This window comes from Gallibacterium melopsittaci, assembly GCF_042433085.1.
Classification (GTDB): domain Bacteria; phylum Pseudomonadota; class Gammaproteobacteria; order Enterobacterales; family Pasteurellaceae; genus Gallibacterium; species Gallibacterium melopsittaci.
Window position 1 is genome coordinate 81,781 of the sequence record NZ_JBHLWA010000004.1, and the last position, 19,011, is coordinate 100,791.

Sequence of the window (19,011 nt, forward strand, 5' to 3'; positions counted from 1 at the left end):
TAATGCTAAAAATTTAAAATTTGATCTTACTCAAGATAAATTTTTCAACAGTTCAGACAGTTATAGTCCTGCACGACCATTATTCACCCATCTATATGGTATTCAACTCACTAACCTAATTAATCTTAAGGCGCAAGATGTAACGTTAAACTTAACTGGGAAACAAATTGCCTCTGCAACCTCTGAAGATGAGAACATAGTAGGTATTTTTGCAACAGATCGATTAAATGAGATTTTCAATACAGACCCTGTAAATAAACTTGTACGCAGTGGTAGAACAGTGATTGAAGTCAATAATCTGACGCAAACACAAACATTAACCGAGGATCCTTTAATCGTCACCGATCATACTCCTCAAAAGATGTTTAGGTTCCTAAGCCATAATGAAAACTATCGTCCCGCTTTTACAGGACTAAATGTTGGGATTAGAGCTTCACAAGCAAGACATTGGAATTATCCTGGTTATACCTATAATGGAGACTCAAATCCTTTTGCCAAATATATTGATGCACTAGACACAGGATTAGTTAAAGTTAATGGCAATCTTGATCTGCGTTTAATTGGGCAGCGTAATATTGGGATTTATGCTTCAGGAAGTACAAATCAAGACGCTTTAAAACCAACAATTTCAACATACGCTAACGATATTGCGGAAGTACTATTAAACGGTAAAACCAATCGGATTGTGTTACAAAACAAACCAATTGAGTTACCAGATAAACCAATTGAATTACCAATCAATAAAAAAGATCCGCTTTTATTGAAATTAGAGAACGATGAGATAAAACAAAACACCTCTCCTTGGTTTAAATTGGATAGCTATGGAGTGAAATTAGGCAAAGTAGCCGATATTCCAGAACATATTCTCTATCCTAATCAAGAAGAAGCAGAAATAAGCACAACAAACCGTAGAAAAAGAGTTGTAGGGCCTAGTAAATATACATCAACCAGTGGTACTGGCGCAGGGATTTTACGTTCTCAAGGTGAATTAATCATTGATACTACTGATATGCCTTATAGTAATGGAATTAAAATGGTACATAATTCCTTACTTGATGCTAGTGCTTCCAGCAGTTCAACAACGATTAAAACTAATGGTTATGCACTGCAAATTGGTGGCTTTGATGAAGTACTTGGTTTTTATAAACAAAATACTGAACAACCTAGCGCTGATTTTCTTGGTGATTACCGCTTTTCACCATTTTCTGATTACACACCTTATCCACAAAAGGATAGATTCATAATTGATGGTAATCCTGTAATTGCTATGAAACAAGCTCAAGCCGAATCACATAATTTGACAGCTAATTTTCATAATGCCATCTTTACTACAACAGGTACTAGCACTAATCCAATTATTGATTTTATTAATCAAAATAAAAATGATTCTTTCAATAATGACTATATCCAGAGTGAACCCCCTATTTTAGAATTGGAAGATAAAAAAAATGATCTAGCACTTCTAGAAAGCGATAACACACCTCTTACCGCCATTAAACGTTCCGATCTTATCTTTATCGATCAAGGGCAAAATAATGTTCAACTTAATTTCTCTGGTGATAAAACCGATCTCACCGCCAATAATAACGGCTACATTATTAATGTGAGTGGTAATTATACGACCGATCCTAATTCTTTCGGTCCAAATGTAGAAACGCTCTATATTCGTGATACGTCCCAAGATAACGAAAACGTGCTTTCTTTTATTGATCCAAGAGATTATCGATCATTTATGTTTGACAAGACTAGCGTTACCTTTACTGGAACAGATAAAGGTAGTATGACAGGATTGGTGTATAAAGGATCGGTTAAAACCTCTGAAGGACAAATCGCACTCAGTCCAGAAGAGGAACAACAACAAATTGCAGACTTACTTGCCAATATTGAGAACAAAAAAGCACAAATCCGTCAAAATATAGAAAATCCACCTTCTACTGAAACAGAGAATTTAATTGATAATGAAGAGGATGTTTTTGAAAAGCCTGAACGAAATCTACTTTATGATCCGTTTAATCCACAAACAGAATTAGCTCGTTTAGATCAGTTAAAGAACTTATTAAACAACGTTAAACTAAGATCTGCACCAACGCTAAATATCAATCTAAGTAATGGTTTTACTTGGAATTTAAAGAAAAACGATTCGGCTATCGATAATAATGTGGCTTATTTTGATACCTTAACGCTTTCCTCTGGTGCAATAGTCAATGTGGCTTATGCTGAACCTAGTAATAATCATTACATTTTGCGAGGTAATGTCATCAATCAAGGTGGAATTATCAATTTAGATAATCGTCCATATCGAGCAAGTTACAGTGATATCCTTACTATTGATGGTAATTATGAGGGCAGTAATAATGCAAGTTTGCGTATGAATACTCTTTGGAATGCGCCAGGTTCACCCGAAAATTCTCTTTCCGATCAGCTCATTATTACAGGTAGTGCCAAAGGTCAAACACAAATTATTCCAATGGCGAAAAATGATGATGAAAATGTGATTGATGGTAATGTGCAAGTGATAGCAAATAAATTACAAAACACGATACCTGTTGTGAAAGTAAATACAGCGAGCCCAGAAGTTGCTTTTGTGGGGACAGCGAAATCATCAGGTGTAAGCGAAATTCAATTAGCAAAACGTACTGTTGATAATGTGGATGAATATTATTGGACAGTATATGCTGAAGAACCACAAAAACCCGATCCAGAACCAAAACCTGACCCTAAACCCGATCCACAACCTAACCCAGAACCGAAACCAGACCCTAAACCTGATCCGAAACCTATTTATACACCATCAACTTCTGGATATGTAAATATGCCTCGTGTGAATTTAGAGCAAGGTTTCGATTCGATTAGCTCATTACACGAAAGACGCGGTGAAAACCAAATTATCGCTTGGGATAATTGCGTTGAATGCGCAAAAGCCAATGGACAAAGTTGGGGACGTATTTATGGAAAAAATCTGCATCAGAATGGTAAACAACGTTTAAATTCAGAAATGGATGTTTATGGCGTTCAACTTGGACACGATTTTAGTATAAGAAAAGGTGAAGATGACAGCCACCAACTCACGGGCATTTATGTAGCCTATAACCGTGCGAATACAGATTTCTTTGATTTATATCGATCTGAAAATGGTGTTATTAGCAATGATAAATTTGTCGGTAAAGGTAAAGCTGAAATGACCAGTTTAGGCATTACCAATACTTATTACGCTAAAAATGGTGGATATGTCGATCTTGTCGCTCAAGCTTCTTTGTTACATAACAGATATCAATTATCGAATGGTAATAAACTGGCTAGTCAAGATGGTTGGGGAGTTGCATTTTCATCTGAAGTAGGCTTACCATTTTTACTTAGTCAAAAAACAACTAACAACAATGGTTGGCTAATTGAACCTCAAGCACAATTGATCTATCAATATCTTGATTTAGAAAATATTAATGATGGTGAAAGAAAGGTAAATCAACATCAACAAGATAGTTTACGTGGTCGGGTAGGTATTCGCTTTGCTTATAATGGAGAAGATAAAAATCTAAATACACATACGCTCTATGCATTGGCCAATGTATGGCATGATTTCTTGCAACCAAATGCTGTTTCAATTGGAACAGATAAAGTGAAAGAAAAGTATGTTTCAACTTGGGCAGAAATTGGGCTAGGTGTTCAGATTCCTTTACTAAAAGATTGTTATTTCTATGGTGATGTGCGTTATGAACATTCTTTGAATAATTCAAAACGTTATGGCTATCGTGGTAATATTGGTATGAAATTTACTTGGAAATAATGTTTTAATCTAAATGAATAGGCAGTTAAAGTTAACTGCCTATTAAATAATTCTCCAATCGAATAGCCTGCATAAAACAACTTACTTTACATTCACCACAACCATTACAACGTTCAGCATCCACCATCAAAGATTCTGTTTCTTGAACAAAATGAATTGCTTGTGTTGGGCATCGTTGTTCACAAGTTGTACAAACTTGTTTTTGTTGTCGTATACAAGAAGATAAAAATTGTGGACGTAATTCTGTGTCTGCCTTAAAAGCAGGGTGTAGCGCGTGCGTTGGACAAACTTCCGCACAAGCCTTACAGAAATCACAAGCAGAATACTGTAAATCTAATACTGGATAATTTTTTTGTATTTCAATTAACCCATAAGGACATACTTTTACACACTCACCACATCCAGTACAAACAGACAAAAAAAGGCTCTCCTTTGCAGCAAAAGGAGGTCTATTTGCCCTTCTTTTTTCTTCAATATATTGTGACTGTGGAACAGTAAAAAGACTACGTAATAAACTGCGACGTGAAATTTGGTTATGCGCCAAATAAGCTGAATAATAACGTTCGTCTTTGTCCATACTTAGAAATATAGAGGTGCTTCAATTAAATCAAGTTGAAGTTCTTCTCGCCAATAAGCTAAGGTCTGTTGTGTTACTAAAGCTAATCCTCGATAGAAAGGCGATTCTTCTTGAGAAGCTAATAATTCTAAATAACGCCAAACCCAAGTAAAGAGATGTTCCGATAAATATTCTTTTAATACATCTGGTTTAGCATCTGCGATATAGGAAGCTAACATTAACATTAAACCAATATGATCTTCAGGAACATTTCCTTCAATTTGCGTTTTAAGCCCATTTCTTGTCATAAACTCACGCAACGCAATTAAGGAATTTCCATAAATTACTGCTTCAGGATCTAGATAAACAGATGCCCATGGTGGAGCTGGCATTGCATTAGGGCCAATAAATTGGCGTTGAAATTGTTCAGAAATATTTTCTGTCTGACGAAGAAGTTTTTTAATTTTATTTGAATCATTGATAAGAGGAGGAACCCAGTTAGTTTTCCAATTAATCTCATTGATTGCTTTAACTAATCCTGTTGCTTTCGGATGGCTTGGCTCAAAATAAAATAGTGCACCTAAAAAACTACCACTCATTGAGATCCAAGCTAAAAATCCATCCTGCTGTTGTTCCATATGTTCCTCCTCTCTATATCTATGATTAAACCGCCATACCAACAGTCATATGTAAACCGTAGAATAAGATTCTTCCTAATATTTCACTACCGAATACTAACACCACTGCTAAAAATAAGCCAGCTTGATTATTACTTTTGCATAATAAAATATTTGCTAATACAAGGCAAAATAATCGAATAATACTTACCCACACATAATCAGGGACGAGAGCAACAGCTTGTTGAACCGAACTATGAATAGCTGCTAAAGAGAAACTTTGATAAATCACGACTGCTACGGATGCAACTAAAGCCAACCCAAAAAGCCAACGTAATAAACACAAAGATTGCACTTGATGCAACAAAGCATACCCCAAAGCACAACCACCTAATACAACAGTTAAATAGAATTGCCACGAAGTAATAGCACTATTCCATGTTGGGACAGTATCAATATGATAAACATTATTCATCATATACATAAATAATGCACCACAAAGTACCATCACAACTAACCACAAACGTCCTAATGCGGTAGGCATTTTCCCTATAATAGCAATTAACCAATAAAGCCCTGCCACGATAAAGAATAATGCTCCGGAAGCAATTTCATTACTTAACATAGATTCACCGACACGATTTAAAGAATTAAAGGCGCGCATTGGTGAACCTAAATGTAAAATAGAAGCGATAAAACCTATGCCTAATAAAACTAATGGTAAAAACATTAATTTATAAAGGTAATTTTTATGTGTTTCTGACTCTTTGTGCGATAACACATAAGCAAATACCCATAGAGTTCCAACAGAAATTTGTGCTAATACTGTAAAAAAGACCAATGGTAATTCATGTAATCCCGCATTCATCTTACACCTCCCTTGGATTCGCTAGAAAACCTGTTGTATCGCCACTTGGACGAGCATTTTTATTTGGTTTTACCACTAAATTTGGTTTGGTAAATTCCGCTGGTGGTAAAGGTGCAATGGAAGCTTCCTCACCATATTTTTCTCGCAACTCTTTAATTGGTGCAAAATCTAAAGCACGTAATGGGCACGCCTCAACACAAATTGGTTTATGTCCTTCCTTAATACGTGAATAACAGCCATCACATTTTGTCATATGCCCTTTCTTCGCATCATATTGCGGTGCGTCATATGGACAAGCCATATGGCAATAACGGCAACCAATACAAATATCCTCATTAACAATGACAAAACCATCTTCATTTTTATGCATTGCACCTGTTGGACAAACTTTAGTACAGGCTGGATTTTCGCAATGGTTACAAGAGATAGATAAATAATAAGCAAATACATCTTGTTGGTATGTGCCATCTGGTTGTACTTGCCAATTACCGCCAGCATACTCATAAATACGACGGAAATTAACGTCAGTATCAAGATCTTTATAGTCTTTACAGGCTAATTCACAAGTTTTACAGCCTGTACAACGTTCTGAATCAAAATAAAATCCATATTGTTCCATAAATTACTCCTTAGGCTTTCTCAACTTGTACTAAATTAGAATGTTGTGGATTTCCTTTTGCCAATGGTGATGGTCTTTGTGTGGTCAACACATTGATACAACCAGCATGATCGACTCGATTACTATCTGGTGCATACCAAGCTCCTTCCCCTAAAGCCACTACTCCTGGAATAATTCTTGGCGTTACTTTGGCATTAATTTGGATTTCACCACGATCATTAAAAATACGAATTAAATCACCATTTTTAATTCCTCGTGCTTCAGCATCAATCGGATTGATCCAAACTTCTTGTGGATTAGCCGCTTTCAATACATCAACATTGCCATAAGTTGAGTGGGTACGAGCTTTATAATGGAAACCACTCAGTTGTAATGGATATTTTTCCATTAAAGGATCACCATAATGTTCAAAACTATCTACATGAATTGGTAATGGATGGATAACTTCATCTTTTGCTAATTTCCATGTTTTTGCAATTTCTGCTAAACGGCTAGAATAGATTTCTATTTTTCCTGATGGTGTTTCTAATGGATGCTTTTCTGGATCTTCTCGGAAATCTTTATATGCAACATAGAATCCTTTTGGATCCACCTTTTTATATATACCTTGTTTTCTGAACTCTTCAAAAGTTGGTAACTCTGGTAGATTTGCTCTTGATTGTTCATATAAATGACGAAGCCATTCTTCTTGAGTATGACCTTCGGTAAATTGTTGTGCTACACCCAATTTTTCGGCTAATGCACTCATCATGTCATAAATATTTTTACATTCAAAAGGTGGTTTTACTGCTTGGTCTGCAAAAATGACATAAGCCATATTAGAAACAAATGCATCTAAACAGAAATCCATTTGTTCTGAAGTTGTACAATCTGGAAGCAAAATATCACTATATTTTGCAGTTGGTGTCATATGATTATCTATAGTAACGATCATTTCGCATTTGGACTCATCCTGCAAAATATCGTGTGTACGATTAACTTGTGCATGCTGATTAATCAAACAATTACTCGCATAGTTCCAAATAAATTTTATTGGAGCAGACAATTTTTCTACACCACGAATACCATCCGTTGTTGCAGTCATTTCTGGTCCACGAACAATCGCATCAGTCCATAAAAACATTGGTATGCTTGCTTGAACTGGATTAGTAAGAGTTGGCATACGTACAAAAGGAATGCTATATGCACTTTCTCTTGCACCAGTATTACCACCATTAATACCAACATTTCCTGTTAAGATTGCAAGCATTGCAATAGCACGCGAAATCAATTCACCATTACTACGACGTTGTGGTCCCCAACCTTGAGAAATAAAAGCAGGTTTCGTACCAGCAATTTCTCTTGCTAATTTAATAATTCTCGCTGCTGGAATACCTGTAATTTTTGCCGCCCATTCTGGAGTTTTCGCTATGCCATCCTCTCCCTGACCTAAAATGTAGGCTTTGTAGTGTCCATTCTTTGGTGCAGATTCAGGTAAGGTTTTTTCATCATAACCAACACAATATTTATCTAAAAAGGCTTGATCAACGAGATCTTCTGTAATCATCACATAAGCCAAAGCAGAAACTAAAGCTGCATCGGTACCTGGTCGGATAGGAATCCATTCATCTTCTCGTCCAGCAGCGGTATCACAATAACGAGGATCAATTACAATAAGTTTAGCATTTGATTTCTTTCTTGCTTGTTCAATACAGTAAGTTAAACCACCACCGCTCATTCTTGTTTCAGCTGGATTATTTCCAAATAAAACAACTAACTTACTATTTTCAATATCAGCCATACCATTACCGTATGCCCAACCACCACCATAGGTATAATCTAATCCTACGGTTATTTGTGCTGTACTGTAATCACCATAATGATTTAAATAACCACCAATACAGTTCATCAAACGTGCTATTAATGTTGATCCAGGTGGCCAAGATTTTGTAATTGTTCCGCCTAATGTCCCTGTACCATAATTAAGATAAATTGATTCATTACCGTATTTTTCGATATTTTTTCTTAATGATTGTGCAATTTCTGTTAAAGCTTCATCCCAACTAATACGTTTAAATTTTCCTTCTCCACGTTTACCTACACGCTTCATCGGATATTTCAAACGATCAGGATTATAAATTCGACGACGCATTGAACGACCACGTAAACAAGCTCTTACTTGATGATCAACATTATAGGTTTCTGTACCTGTATTATCTGTTTCAACATAAGTAATTTGATCATTCTTTACATGCATTCTTAATGCACAACGACTACCACAGTTAACGGTACAAGCACTCCAAACAACTTTTTCTTCATTCGATTTAATATCTTTTGATTCTGCTGCTACTGTTTTAAAAGGAATGGTTAATTCTGCTGCAGCTAATGCAGCCGCAACACCAGAAGAGGCTTTAATAAAACTCCGTCTGTTCACAGTTGGATTAATAATTGATTTCTCCATATGTACTCCATTTATAATTAAAATAAACTTAATAAAATTAAGCCTATTCTCATACTTAAAACGGGGTAATTATATAGAGTTAGACGATAGGTAATAAAAAATATGTCTTACAAATATGATATAAATCAATACGTTATATTAATGAGAATTATTCTAAACTTGTTTATGAATTAAATTTATACAAAATGAATAATAAAAAACCAGTTATGCAAATACATAACTGGTTTATTCATTATTAAAAGTTAAAAATTAGCGTTTATTTTTCACCGCTTTTTCAGTAAGTTCATAAGCACGTAATTTCGCAAGCTCTCTCGATAATTTAGATGCCAGAAGCTCATAATTACCGTCTTTGTGTGCACTACGAATATTTTCTTCTGCACGGCGTTTCGCAGCAAGGATACGTTCTTTATCAAGATCCTCACCTCGAATCGCTGTATCAGCTAAAACAATCACATTTCCAGGTTGTACTTCAAGAAATCCACCAGACACATAAATAACGTCTTCTTTGCCATTTTGCATAATTTTTACAAAACCTGGCTTAATGGATGTTAACAATGGAGTATGCCCAGCAAGAATACCTAATTCCCCTTCGCTCCCTGTTACTTGAATACTTTCAACTACACCTGAAAATATTTTTTGTTCCGCACTTACAACAGTTAAATTAAAAGTTGCCATTATTTATCTCCTTAGCGAGTGATTTGCCTTAGGAGCAATTACATTTTCTTCGCTTTTTCTAATACTTCATCGATTGAACCAACCATATAGAACGCTTGTTCTGGAATATGGTCATATTCACCGCTTAAAATACCTTTAAAGCCACGAATTGTTTCTTTTAATGGCACATATTTACCTGGCGATCCAGTAAAGACTTCAGCAACGAAGAATGGTTGTGATAAGAAACGTTCGATCTTACGAGCACGTGCTACCACTAATTTATCTTCTTCTGAAAGTTCGTCCATACCAAGAATTGCAATAATATCTTTCAATTCTTTATAACGTTGTAAAATTGATTGCACACCACGAGCTACTTCATAGTGTTCTTGTCCAACAACTTGTGGATCTAATTGACGAGAAGTTGAATCTAATGGGTCAACCGCAGGATAAATCCCTAATGATGCAATTTGACGGCTTAATACGACTGTCGCATCCAAGTGAGCAAAGGTTGTTGCTGGAGATGGGTCAGTTAAGTCATCCGCAGGCACATATACTGCTTGGATAGAAGTGATAGAACCAGTCTTAGTTGAGGTAATACGTTCTTGAAGTACACCCATTTCTTCTGCTAGGGTTGGTTGATAACCTACCGCAGATGGCATACGACCAAGTAACGCAGATACTTCCGTACCCGCAAGGGTATAACGATAAATATTATCAACGAAGAAAAGGACATCACGACCTTCATCACGGAATTTTTCCGCCATAGTCAAACCAGTCAATGCAACACGTAAACGGTTACCTGGTGGCTCATTCATTTGACCATAAACTAATGATACTTTATCTAATACGTTAGATTCTTGCATTTCATGGTAGAAGTCATTCCCTTCACGAGTACGTTCACCTACCCCTGCAAATACAGAATAACCAGAGTGCTCAATTGCGATATTACGGATAAGTTCCATCATATTAACGGTTTTACCTACACCCGCACCACCGAATAGACCAACTTTACCCCCTTTCGCAAATGGGCAAACTAAGTCGATAACTTTGATACCTGTTTCTAATAATTCTGTACTATTTGATTGTTCTTCATAACTTGGTGCTGCACGGTGAATAGACCAACGCTCTTTTTCACCAATTGGACCTCTTTCATCAATAGGTTCACCAAGTACATTCATAATACGTCCTAAAGTTTCTGTTCCGACTGGTACAGAAATTGGATTACCTGTTGTTGTTACAGTTAATCCACGTTTTAATCCGTCTGAAGATCCCATTGCAATACAACGTACAACACCACCACCTAATTGTTGTTGTACTTCAAGTACAAGCCCAGTTTCAACGTTTAAGGCTTCATATACTTTTGGCACTGCATCTTGTGGAAACTCAACGTCAATGACGGCACCGATGATTTGTACAATTTTTCCAGTTGCCATTACCATTCCTCTAATCTACTTTAAATTGCAGCCGCACCAGCGACAATTTCATTTAATTCATTTGTGATGCTTGCTTGACGAGCTTTGTTATAGATAAGTTGTAACTCTTTAATTAAGTTACCAGCATTATCTGTAGCAGCTTTCATTGCCACCATTCTCGCCGCTTGCTCAGATGCTAAGTTTTCTACTGCTGCTTGATAAACTTGAGATTCAATATAACGAATCAATAAACTATCAAGTAATACTTTTGGCTCTGGTTCATAGATATAATCCCAAATACCACTTTGTAAACGATCGTTTTCCAATGATGGTAATGGAAGTAATCTTTCTAAGGTTGGTTTTTGTGACATCGTATTAATGAATTTATTAAATACGAGATAAACCTCATCAACCTCACCTTTTCGATAAGCCTCTACCATAGTATTTACAGTACCGATAAGTTCTTCTACTGATGGGGTATCGCCAATCCCTGATGTTTGAGAAACAACTTTTGCAACCCCCATTGATTGGAAGAAATTAACACCTTTAGCACCGATCAAACTTAGCTGAACACCGACACCCTTATCACTAAACGTTTTCATTTCATTCATAACGCGTTTAAATAAGTTGATATTTAAACCGCCACATAATCCACGATCCGTTGAAACAATAATGTAACCAACATTCTTTACTTCTCTTTCGACTAAGAAAGGGTGTTTATATCCAATGCTACCTTTTGATACATGGCTAATTACGTAACGTATTGTGTCAGAATACGGACGTGAAGAAGACATGCGTTCTTGCGTTTTACGCATTTTGGAGGCAGCAACCATTTCCATCGCCTTAGTAATTTTTTGTGTACTTTGTACACTGGCGATTTTGGTTCTTATCTCTTTCGCACCTGCCATTTCATCTCTCCGTTACGTCTTTGGTAATTACCATGCACCGTTTTGTTTAAATGAGTCTAAAATTGCCTTTAAGGTATCTTTTACAGCATCATCATAGTTACCAGTTTTTGTTAACTCTTGCATGAATTCACTGTAATTATTTTCTGCATATTCCAATAATGCAGCTTCAAAAGAACCGATACGGTTTAGCTCTACATCATCTAAATAGCCGAACTCAACTGCAAATAACACTAAAGACTGTTGAGCAACGGTCATCGGTGAATATTGTTTTTGTTTCAATAATTCAGTTACTTTTTGACCATGAGAAAGCTGTTTACGAGTTGCATCATCTAAGTCTGAGGCAAATTGTGCAAACGCAGCTAATTCACGATATTGAGCAAGGGCAGTACGAATACCACCTGACAATTTTTTCATTGCTTTAGTTTGTGCTGCACCACCTACCCGTGAAACAGAAATACCAGGGTTAACCGCAGGACGAATACCTGAGTTAAAGAGGTTTGTTTCAAGGAAGATCTGACCATCTGTAATTGAAATTACGTTAGTTGGTACGAATGCTGAAACGTCACCTGCTTGGGTTTCAATAATTGGTAATGCAGTTAATGAACCTGTTTTACCTTTTACTTCACCTTTGGTGAAACGTTCAACGAAATCCGCGTTTACACGTGCAGCACGTTCTAGTAAACGTGAATGTAAATAGAATACATCCCCTGGGAATGCTTCACGTCCAGGTGGACGACGTAATAATAATGAAATTTGACGGTAAGCTACTGCTTGTTTTGATAAATCATCATAAACAATTAATGCATCTTCACCACGATTACGGAAATATTCTCCCATTGCACAACCAGCATATGGCGCAAGATATTGTAATGCGGCTGATTCTGCTGCTGAAGCTACAACAACAATAGTATTCGCCAATGCACCGTGTTCTTCTAATTTACGCACTACGTTAGCAATAGTTGACGCTTTTTGTCCAATTGCAACATAGACACATTTAATTCCTGAATCACGTTGATTAATGATTGCATCAATAGCAAGTGCAGTTTTACCAGTTTGACGGTCACCGATAATTAACTCACGTTGACCACGACCAATTGGGATCATTGAGTCAACAGCTTTATATCCAGTTTGTACTGGTTGATCAACCGATTTACGATCGATTACACCTGGAGCAATTACTTCTACTGGTGAGAAACCATCATGTTCAATTTCACCTTTACCATCAATTGGTTGACCTAAAGTATTTACCACACGACCTAATAAACCACGACCAACTGGAACTTCTAAAATACGACCTGTACATTGAACTTCCATCCCTTCTGCTAAATCAGCATAAGGTCCCATTACTACCGCACCAACAGAATCTCTTTCTAAGTTTAATGCGATTGCATAACGGTTATCTGGTAATGCAATCATTTCACCTTGCATTACTTCAGTTAAACCATGAATACGGATAATTCCATCATTCACGGAAACGATTGTGCCAGTATTGCGTGCTTCGCTAACGACTTCAAACTGGGCAATACGTTTTTTAATCAGTTCACTAATTTCTGTAGAATTTAGTTGCATCTTTTTTTCCTCTTACAATTGCAACTCATTAGCTAAACGAGCAATTTGACCACGACTACTTCCATCAATGACAAACTCATCGGTACGAATAACTGCACCTGCAATTAATGTACTGTCCACATTGCAATTTAATTTAACTTTACGAGCAAGCCTTTTTTCCATTGCTGCAATAATGTCTTGTTGTTGCTTATCGCTTAATGGAAAAGCGGAGGTAACATTAACTTCTGTAGTTGATTGATAATCATCCACATACTCTTTAAATTGTGCAAAAACGGCTGGTAATACACTTAAACGCTTATTTTCAGCCATAATACGGATAAAATTCTCACCGTATTGATTTAACTGATCACCACAAATTTTAATGATCACATCGGCAATTTTTGTTGCTGATAAATCGCTGACTAATAAATTTTGCATTCTGTCATCAGTCACTACAGCTGCAGCAAAACCTAACATAGTTTGCCACTGCGCTAATTGATCATGTTCAATTGCAAAATCAAAAGCCGCTTTCGCATAAGGACGAGCTACTGTAGTAAATTCTGACATAGCTTACCTTCCTTATAACTCAGCTACTAATTTATCAATGATGTCATTATTAGCTGCTTCATCAATATTGCGAGCAACAATTTTTTCTGCACCAGCAACCGCTAATGAAGCTACTTTCACACGTAATTCTTCTTGAACACGTTTACGTTCTGCCTCAATTTGAGCATAACCTTGTTCAACAATTTTTGCTTTTAGCGCTTCGGCTTCAGTTTGAACTTCCGCTAAAATTTCATTACGGCGACGATTTGCAGCATCGATAATTGATTGAGCTTGCGTTTTTGCTGCATTGACTTCTTTTTCGATCAATGCTTTTGTATCCGCTTGTTCTTTTTTCGCTACTTCAGCAGCTGCTAACGCATTAGCAATTTGCGTTTGACGCTCTTCGATAGCTTTAATAATTGGTGGCCAAACATATTTCACGCAAAACCATACAAAGATGATAAAAGCTATTGTTTGTCCAATTAATGTTGCGTTGATATTCACAACGGACCTCCTATTGAAGTTGGTTGATTTACTCTACAACAGAGTAACCCGTTATGTATTAACCTAACAATGAAACGAATGGGTTTGCGAACGCAAAGTATAAACCGATACCTACTGCAATCATCGCAATCGCATCAAGTAAACCAGCAACAATAAACATTTTGGTCAATAAAGAGTTTGCTAACTCTGGTTGACGAGCTGCTGATTCTAAGTATTTACCCCCTAAGATACCGAAGCCAATAGCGGTACCTAAAGCAGCAAAAGCGAACATGATAGATGCAGCGATAATTGTTGCACTAATTACAGTTTCCATATTTTTCTCCAGTTTGGTTAAAGATAACAGCAAAAATGCTGAGGTTAAAAAAACAATTAATGTTCAGATTTATTGTAAGCGATACTTAAATAAACCACAGTTAACATCATGAATATGAATGCTTGTAATGTAACCACTAAAATGTGGAAAATTGCCCAGATAATTTGTAATGGAATACCCATTGTGGCAACAAACATATTCGCTGAATACATTACAGCAATCAAAATAAAGATTAATTCACCAGCATACATATTTCCGAAAAGACGTAGTGATAAAGACACTGGTTTAGAAAGTAATGTTACTGATTCGAGAATAAGGTTTACAGGAATTAAAGCCCAGTGATTAAATGGATGCATTGTGTATTCTTTAACAAATCCACCTACACCTTTAGATTTGATGGTATAGAAAATAATAAGAACAAATACACCTAATGCCATTGCAAAAGTCATATTCATATCAGTTGTTGGTACAGCTCTTAAATGAATATGATCATCACCAGATAGAATTGCAGCCAATTTAGGCAAATAGTCGACAGGCACTAAGTCAATCGTGTTCATTAAGAATACCCAAACAAAAATACTTAATGCTAATGGCGCAACCACATTGCGACTACCATGAAAGTTTTCGGTCACAATGCCATTAATCCATTCAACAAGAATTTCAACAGCAGCTTGTAATTTGGTTGGTTTGCCTGTGGTTACTTTTTGTGCCACACGATAGAACACATATAAAAATACCACACCACAAATAACAGAAAATAAAAGAGTATCGAAATGGAATGACCAAAAACCTTCACCTGCTTGTAAATTTCCAAGGTGGTGGTTTATATATTCCATAGAAGTAAGAGTTGAACCTTCTGCAGACATATTTATTCCTACTGATTTGGTTAAGATGCTAGTTATTTACATTGCTACTGTTTTCGCAAACTAAATAGCAATAGGTTATTCAATATGATTACACTAAAATAACCACCGAATAAGCCTAAAGGTGAGATTGTTTGATCTATAACAAACAACATCACAAAAAACAAAATTGTTATACAAAGTTTAAAAATTTCTGCTTGATATAACACTTTCACTTTATTTGCTTGAGGCACGTTCAATCCTCTAAAAAGCAAAAATCCAACAAACAATATTTGTGGAATAAAGCCAATTAGAGCACCAATAAGAAAAGCCCAAGCATAAATAGGTTGAAATGGATACAATCCAACAAAAATAATGGCAATTAAAACTGCCATTATTATGAATATCTTTTTATATAGCGTTTTAGTATGACTAAACCAGATTGACATATTTTAGATACTTACTACTAAATACAAGGGTTGCAGCCCTTCAAACCCTCTCAATTATACGGTGAGTTCTATTTTATGCAATCAATTTCATACTATAAAAGTGTTACAAAGTTAACATTTTTAAGAAAAATTTTAACTTTTTCCCTTTTATGTACTTTTTTGTTAAATTTTTGCTACAGATTTAAGACAAATTAGGTGACGTTCCCCGACTAGTTCAGGTACAGTTAATTTAATAACATCAACAATTTGAAAATCTTGATTTAACATTTTGACTTCATCTTCTTGATATTGTCCTTTTAAAGCATAAAAAATACCTTTTTTATGTGGTAAATGTTGACACCAATTTGTCATATCTTGTAGAGAAGCAAATGCTCGACTTAACACACCATCAAACTGTTGTTCTGGCTGATAATCCTCAACCCGACTTAGTATAGGCTCAACATTTGTTAGTCCTAATTCACGTACCGCATTACGGATAAAGCTAATTCTTTTGCCTAAACTATCTAATAAATAAAATTTTTTATCAGGATTAATGATCGCTAATGGTAATCCAGGTAATCCTGGACCTGTTCCCACATCAATAAAGCGTTCTCCCTTTAAATAAGGGCTAACCACTAAACTATCTAAAATATGTTTTACCAACATCTCTTGTGGATCACGTACTGAAGTCAGGTTATATGCCTTATTCCATTTATGTAAAAGCTCAACTAGCTTCACTAGTTGAGCTTTTTGCTGATCAGACAGAGAAATATTGGCTTGCACTAATAATTGCGTTAATTTGCCAAGTAACATCTTATTCTCCACGCTTAAGCATACCTTGCTTTTTCAAATAAACTAATAAAATTGAAATTGCCGCTGGTGTAATACCCGAAATACGCGAAGCCTGTCCAATAGATACAGGTCGATGTTGTTCTAATTTCGTTCTAACTTCATTTGATAATCCAATAACTGCAGAATAATCAAACTGTGCAGGAATTAAGGTATTCTCATGACGCTTATGACGTTCAATTTCCTCATTTTGATGTTCAATATAACCTTGATATTTAATGGAAATTTCAACTTGTTCAACAGCTTCTTTATCTTCCATTGCAGGTTGGAATGGCGTTAATTGACACAATTTGTCATAACTCATTTCTGGGCGACGTAATAGATCTTCACCACTAGCTTCACGCATTAAAGGTGAATTCAATGCCGCATTCACTTCTGCTAAATGTTCAGAACGAGGATGAATCCATATCTGTCTTAAACGTTGACGTTCTAATTCAATATTTTCTAATTTTTGATTAAAACGAGCCCAACGTGCATCATCAACCAAGCCTAATTTGCGTCCAATTTCTGTTAGACGAATATCAGCATTATCTTCACGCAGTAACAAACGATATTCTGCACGAGAAGTAAACACCCGGTAAGGTTCTTTTGTACCTAATGTACAAAGATCATCAACTAACACACCAATATAAGCCTGATCACGACGTGGATACCATGCTTCTTTATCTTGTACATGTAATCCAGCATTTAATCCAGCTAAGATCCCTTGTGCAGCAGCTTCTTCGTAACCTGTTGTTCCATTGATCTGTCCTGCAAAGAATAAACCATCGATCGATTTCGTTTCTAATGAAGGTTTAAGATCTCTCGGATCGAAATAATCATACTCAATCGCATAGCCTGGTTTGACGATCCTTGCCTTTTCTAATCCTTGCATTGAATTAACGATCCCCATTTGCACATCAAATGGCAAACTGGTTGAGATTCCATTTGGATAGATCTCATTACTTGTTAATCCTTCTGGTTCTAAGAAGATCTGATGACCGTTACGATCACCAAATCGCATTACTTTATCTTCGATCGATGGACAATAACGAGGTCCTACCCCTTCAATGATCCCTGTGTACATTGGGCTACGATCCAAATTAGATCGGATGAGCTCATGTGTCTGCAAATTAGTATGTGTAATATAGCAAGGCACTTGACGTGGATGTTCATCAACACTTCCCATATATGAAAATACAGGAAGAATTTCATCACCATGTTGTTGTTTTAACACAGAAAAATCAATAGTACGTGCATCTAATCGAGGTGGTGTTCCTGTTTTTAAACGTGCAACACGTAAATTAAGATCACGCAAGCGTTCAGCTAAACGAACAGAAGCAGGATCACCTGCACGACCACCTTCATAATTATCTAAACCGATATGAATCTTACCTGCTAAAAAGGTTCCAGCTGTTAATACTACTGCTTTAGCTCTAAACGTTAACCCCATTTTAGTCGTAACACCTGTTACATGACCATTTTCAATTAAAATATCAGTAACTTCTTGTTGGAAAAGATCTAAATTTGGTTGTTGCTCTAATGCAGTTCTCACTGCTTGGCGATATAAGACACGATCTGCTTGAGCACGAGTAGCTCGCACTGCAGGCCCTTTACTACTATTTAAAGTTCTAAATTGGATCCCTGCTTTATCTGTAGCATGTGCCATCAAACCACCTAAAGCATCGATCTCTTTAACTAAATGCCCTTTGCCAATTCCACCAATAGCAGGATTGCAAGACATTTGTCCTAGTGTATCTATATTATGTGTAATAAGTAATGTACGAAGACCCATTCTTGCTGGAGCTAATGCGGCTTCTGTACCCGCGTGTCCTCCTCCAACAACAATGACATCATAGTTATTTGGATAAAACATAAAAAACCTAAAAAATGAAAATTATAGAATGGTAAGAAAATTTTGCTATTTTAACTGAAAATTTAGGATCTGTTAAAAATTAATTTTTGTCATGATCTCAAGGAAGGATCACTATAAGTAATATAAGATCTTTATATAGAGATCTTTTTATTATTGTTATTATTAGATCGCAAGATCCTTGTGGAGAATAAGAAAAAAATAAGAGATCTTAAAGAGATAGGATCTTTTTTATTTTGTTAAGATCATCATAAACAATATGATCTTTCTT

The 19,011-nt window shown here is 36.1% G+C and carries 17 protein-coding genes; 1 reads left to right on the forward strand and 16 read right to left on the reverse strand.

Annotated features, from left to right (window positions below; translation table 11 throughout):
- The first annotated feature begins 280 nt into the window (after nt 1-280).
- Complete coding sequence (locus ACFFHT_RS01075; protein ID WP_382372652.1) at nt 281-3,784, forward strand: autotransporter family protein; 3,504 nt, start codon at nt 281-283, stop codon at nt 3,782-3,784.
- A gap of 31 nt (nt 3,785-3,815) precedes the next feature.
- Here ACFFHT_RS01075 and napF read toward each other — a convergent pair whose 3' ends face one another.
- The 16 genes from napF to mnmG all read right to left on the reverse strand — a co-directional run bounded on the left by napF (nt 3,816) and on the right by mnmG (nt 18,743).
- Nucleotides 3,816-4,361 (reverse strand): ferredoxin-type protein NapF, encoded by a 546-nt coding sequence (gene napF / locus ACFFHT_RS01080; RefSeq protein ID WP_382372654.1) that lies wholly within the window; start codon nt 4,359-4,361, stop codon nt 3,816-3,818.
- Nucleotides 4,362-4,363: 2 nt separating this feature from the next.
- Nucleotides 4,364-4,978: a Tat proofreading chaperone DmsD gene (dmsD, locus tag ACFFHT_RS01085; protein ID WP_382372656.1), complete on the reverse strand. Its 615-nt coding sequence runs from the start codon at nt 4,976-4,978 to the stop codon at nt 4,364-4,366.
- A gap of 25 nt (nt 4,979-5,003) precedes the next feature.
- A complete protein-coding gene (locus ACFFHT_RS01090) occupies nt 5,004-5,825 on the reverse strand; it encodes a DmsC/YnfH family molybdoenzyme membrane anchor subunit (protein ID WP_382372658.1) in 822 nt (273 codons plus the stop codon).
- A gap of 1 nt (nt 5,826) precedes the next feature.
- The gene (locus tag ACFFHT_RS01095) at nt 5,827-6,444 is read right to left on the reverse strand and encodes a DMSO/selenate family reductase complex B subunit (RefSeq protein WP_382372660.1); all 618 of its coding nucleotides are present in this window, start codon (nt 6,442-6,444) and stop codon (nt 5,827-5,829) included.
- 10 nt (nt 6,445-6,454) lie between these two features.
- Complete coding sequence (locus ACFFHT_RS01100) at nt 6,455-8,884, reverse strand: DMSO/selenate family reductase complex A subunit (protein ID WP_382372662.1); 2,430 nt, start codon at nt 8,882-8,884, stop codon at nt 6,455-6,457.
- A 249-nt stretch (nt 8,885-9,133) separates the two neighbouring features.
- A complete protein-coding gene (locus ACFFHT_RS01105; RefSeq protein WP_382372664.1) occupies nt 9,134-9,559 on the reverse strand; it encodes a F0F1 ATP synthase subunit epsilon in 426 nt (141 codons plus the stop codon).
- Nucleotides 9,560-9,597: 38 nt separating this feature from the next.
- Entirely contained in the window at nt 9,598-10,971 is a 1,374-nt protein-coding gene (gene atpD, locus ACFFHT_RS01110) for a F0F1 ATP synthase subunit beta (protein ID WP_382369073.1), read from the reverse strand.
- Nucleotides 10,972-10,991: 20 nt separating this feature from the next.
- Nucleotides 10,992-11,858, reverse strand: coding sequence for a F0F1 ATP synthase subunit gamma (gene atpG, locus ACFFHT_RS01115; protein WP_382372666.1), 867 nt, complete (start codon nt 11,856-11,858; stop codon nt 10,992-10,994).
- 27 nt (nt 11,859-11,885) lie between these two features.
- On the reverse strand, nt 11,886-13,427 hold the full coding sequence (atpA, locus tag ACFFHT_RS01120) for a F0F1 ATP synthase subunit alpha (RefSeq protein ID WP_382372667.1): 1,542 nt from the start codon (nt 13,425-13,427) through the stop codon (nt 11,886-11,888).
- Nucleotides 13,428-13,439: 12 nt separating this feature from the next.
- Entirely contained in the window at nt 13,440-13,973 is a 534-nt protein-coding gene (gene atpH / locus ACFFHT_RS01125) for a F0F1 ATP synthase subunit delta (RefSeq protein WP_382372669.1), read from the reverse strand.
- Nucleotides 13,974-13,985: 12 nt separating this feature from the next.
- Nucleotides 13,986-14,456 carry a F0F1 ATP synthase subunit B gene (gene atpF / locus ACFFHT_RS01130; RefSeq protein ID WP_382372671.1) on the reverse strand — a complete coding sequence of 157 codons (471 nt, stop codon included), beginning with the start codon at nt 14,454-14,456 and terminating at the stop codon, nt 13,986-13,988.
- A gap of 58 nt (nt 14,457-14,514) precedes the next feature.
- Entirely contained in the window at nt 14,515-14,769 is a 255-nt protein-coding gene (gene atpE, locus ACFFHT_RS01135) for a F0F1 ATP synthase subunit C (RefSeq protein ID WP_013746002.1), read from the reverse strand.
- A 56-nt stretch (nt 14,770-14,825) separates the two neighbouring features.
- A complete protein-coding gene (gene atpB / locus ACFFHT_RS01140) occupies nt 14,826-15,635 on the reverse strand; it encodes a F0F1 ATP synthase subunit A (protein ID WP_382372673.1) in 810 nt (269 codons plus the stop codon).
- Between the two features lie 44 nt (nt 15,636-15,679).
- On the reverse strand, nt 15,680-16,060 hold the full coding sequence (locus ACFFHT_RS01145) for an ATP synthase subunit I (protein ID WP_382372675.1): 381 nt from the start codon (nt 16,058-16,060) through the stop codon (nt 15,680-15,682).
- A 162-nt stretch (nt 16,061-16,222) separates the two neighbouring features.
- Nucleotides 16,223-16,852 (reverse strand): 16S rRNA (guanine(527)-N(7))-methyltransferase RsmG, encoded by a 630-nt coding sequence (rsmG, locus tag ACFFHT_RS01150; protein ID WP_382372677.1) that lies wholly within the window; start codon nt 16,850-16,852, stop codon nt 16,223-16,225.
- A 1-nt stretch (nt 16,853) separates the two neighbouring features.
- Nucleotides 16,854-18,743, reverse strand: a complete 1,890-nt coding sequence (gene mnmG / locus ACFFHT_RS01155) for a tRNA uridine-5-carboxymethylaminomethyl(34) synthesis enzyme MnmG (RefSeq protein WP_382372679.1) — start codon at nt 18,741-18,743, stop codon at nt 16,854-16,856.
- Nucleotides 18,744-19,011 lie beyond the last annotated feature (268 nt).